At 42.6% G+C, this 2,656-nt stretch carries 1 protein-coding gene; it reads left to right on the top strand.

Annotated features, from left to right (window positions below; genetic code table 11):
- Positions 1–778 precede the first annotated feature (778 nt).
- On the top strand, positions 779–2,509 hold the full coding sequence (ltrA, locus tag QUB04_RS32265; RefSeq protein WP_333290731.1) for a group II intron reverse transcriptase/maturase: 1,731 nt from the start codon (positions 779–781) through the stop codon (positions 2,507–2,509).
- Positions 2,510–2,656 lie beyond the last annotated feature (147 nt).

Genomic DNA, 2,656 nt, shown 5'->3' with positions numbered 1-2,656 from the left:
TGGCATTCTTGTCAGTGCCGAGAATCTTTGGATCGGGATGAAAACTCAGCTAAACTCATCAGAAAAATTGGCTTGAGTTACGAAAGTGGCGGGGGAACTCCGTCACTCAAAAAAGCATGAGCAAAAAAGGAAAAAGAAGCCTGCGGTCTAACGGTAAGTGCGATTCGTTTAACCTAAAGTAGGTTGAAAGGCTTACGGGACGGTTAACCCAGTTGATAAGACTGGTGATAACTGATTACATTTGTAGGTGCGGGTTTAGCCCAAATCCTACCCCTCAAGTGCTGAGGTGAAAACATATCCCCTAGTTTGTTGGGTAGCAACTAGCAGGCTAAAGCGGGGGTAAAAGGCAGAACTACTAGGAGCCAACCCGGTAACTGTCGAGTAAAAAGTCCATGTGTAGCGAAAGCAAAGATGTGTCTGAACCATCGTGAAGACCAATGGTGTAATGGCTGAAATCAGGATAAACCCGTTGAAAAACACGGTAAAGACCGATTAACACCAAGCCAAAAGGCAAGGATAGGGCATAAGCGGTTTTATCGCCGACTTATAAGCACCGCCCAATAAACCCGGTGGAAAGCATCGCGCTAAAGACTTTAACAATGTGTAATCGGAACGAAGTAACTCTCTTAAGTCTCTGGTAAGGTCGATAACCAGTAAGTAGCTAACGAATGATTTAAGAGAGAGGGATTGTATCAAAAGCGAATGCTATGTTGTAATGACAAAGATATGCTGACAGATACACGGTAATTCCAAAGATAGAGTCCTAGTAGCAATATATATGTCTAATACGCAGAATAATCTGACGGTGGAATGGAAAAACCTGAATTGGCGCAAGCTAGAACGGGTAACTTTCAAGTTGCAAAAACGAATCTATCAAGCGAGTGAGCGTGGTGATGTTAAAGCAGTTCGCAAACTACAAAAGACCCTGATTAGGTCTTGGTCTGCCAAGTGTATCGCGGTTCGTAGGGTAACACAGGATAACCAAGGAAAAAATACGGCTGGAGTTGACGGGATTAAATCGTTGACCCCAAAGCATCGTATAAAATTGGTAAATCGTTTGAAACTTACCGGAAAATCAAAACCCACACGAAGGGTGATGATTCCCAAACATGGTACGAATGAAAAACGTCCATTAGGAATACCCACAATAAACGACCGTGCCTTGCAAGCGTTAGTAAAACTAGCGTTAGAACCTGAGTGGGAGGCTAAATTCGAGCCAAACTCGCACGGTTTTAGACCGGGGCGTTCTTGTCACGATGCGATAGAAGCAATATTTGCCAGCATCAATCAAAAAGCCAAATACGTGCTAGATGCTGACATATCGAAGTGTTTCGACCGTATAAACCACAAAGCCTTAATCTCAAAAATAAGTACATACCCCACCTTAAACCGTCAAATCAAAGCATGGCTCAAGGCAGGGTATGGTGTCGAGGGTTCTTTATTCCCTACTAATGAAGGTACACCACAAGGCGGGGTAATTTCTCCTCTACTTGCGAACATTGCCTTACATGGGATGGAAGAAAGAGTAAAGCAGTACGCGGAAACCTTAGAAATACATTCTCCCGGAGGATTGAAATTAAATAAATCCCAGAGAAGAGACACACTAAGCCTAATCCGTTATGCTGATGACTTTGTAATAATCCATGAGGATTTGAACGTAGTCAAGAAATGTCAGGAGATAATCGCAAACTGGTTGAGTGACATGGGATTGGAATTAAAACCGAGTAAAACAAAATTAACTCACACCCTTAATGAAATAAAGGGAAGTGTTGGGTTTGAGTTCTTAGGATTCCACATACAACAGTACAAAGTAGGAAACTACCGTAGCTCCAATTCATCAAAAGGAATCCCATTAGGTTTTAAGACAATAATCACACCCTCAAGACAAAAGGTAAAAACTCATCTAGTCAAGATTGCTGAAGTAATAGACACCCATAAAACCGCCCCTCAAGCTGCCTTAATTAGCAAGCTCAATCCAATCATAAGAGGGTGGTCAAACTATTACTCGACCGTCGTTAGTAAGGATACCTATACAAAGGTTGACAGACTAACCTATGATAAGTTGAGAGCCTGGGCAACAAGGAGGGGAAAAGGGGGCATCAACAAGGACAAATACTGGCGAACAGTAGGCGACTATAACTGGTGTTTCGGTACCGAAAATGGATTGGAATTAAAACAACATTCAGATACGCCAATCGTAAGGCATATCAAAGTAAAGGGTGTTGCTAGTCCATTTGATGGAAACTGGACTTATTGGAGCAAGCGTAGAGGTGAATACCCTGAAACTCCTAAAAGGGTTGCTACATTAATCAAGCGTCAAAAGGGTATTTGTCCTCACTGCGGTTTATACTTTACCAGTACAGACATTGTAGAAGTTGACCATATTAAACCGACCTCGTTAGGTGGAAAACACACCTATGACAACCTACAACTTTTGCATAAACACTGCCACGACACAAAGACAGCAACAGACGGGTCAATGCGCTCTAAAGAAAGTGTTAAAACCTGATAGTTGGTCTTGAATCGTACCTATAACAAAGGTGGAATTATCAAGGAGCGGAATGATACGAAAGTATCACGTTCCGTTCTGAAGGAGAGGTAGGAGTGGTAACGCTCCTATCGACTCTAACTCCGTTGACCGTCAGGTTAGTTCACG

The sequence above is a fragment of the Microcoleus sp. D2_18a_B4 genome (assembly GCF_036702475.1).
Classification (GTDB): Bacteria; Cyanobacteriota; Cyanobacteriia; order Cyanobacteriales; family Microcoleaceae; genus Microcoleus.
The sequence above is the reverse complement of the archived record's forward strand: the minus strand, read 5'-3'. Positions and strand labels throughout refer to the sequence as shown.

Excerpts from the sequence above, each read along its gene's own strand:
- ltrA (WP_333290731.1), top strand. The coding sequence starts at position 779 with ATGTCTAATACGCAGAATAATCTGACGGTGGAATGGAAAAACCTGAAT.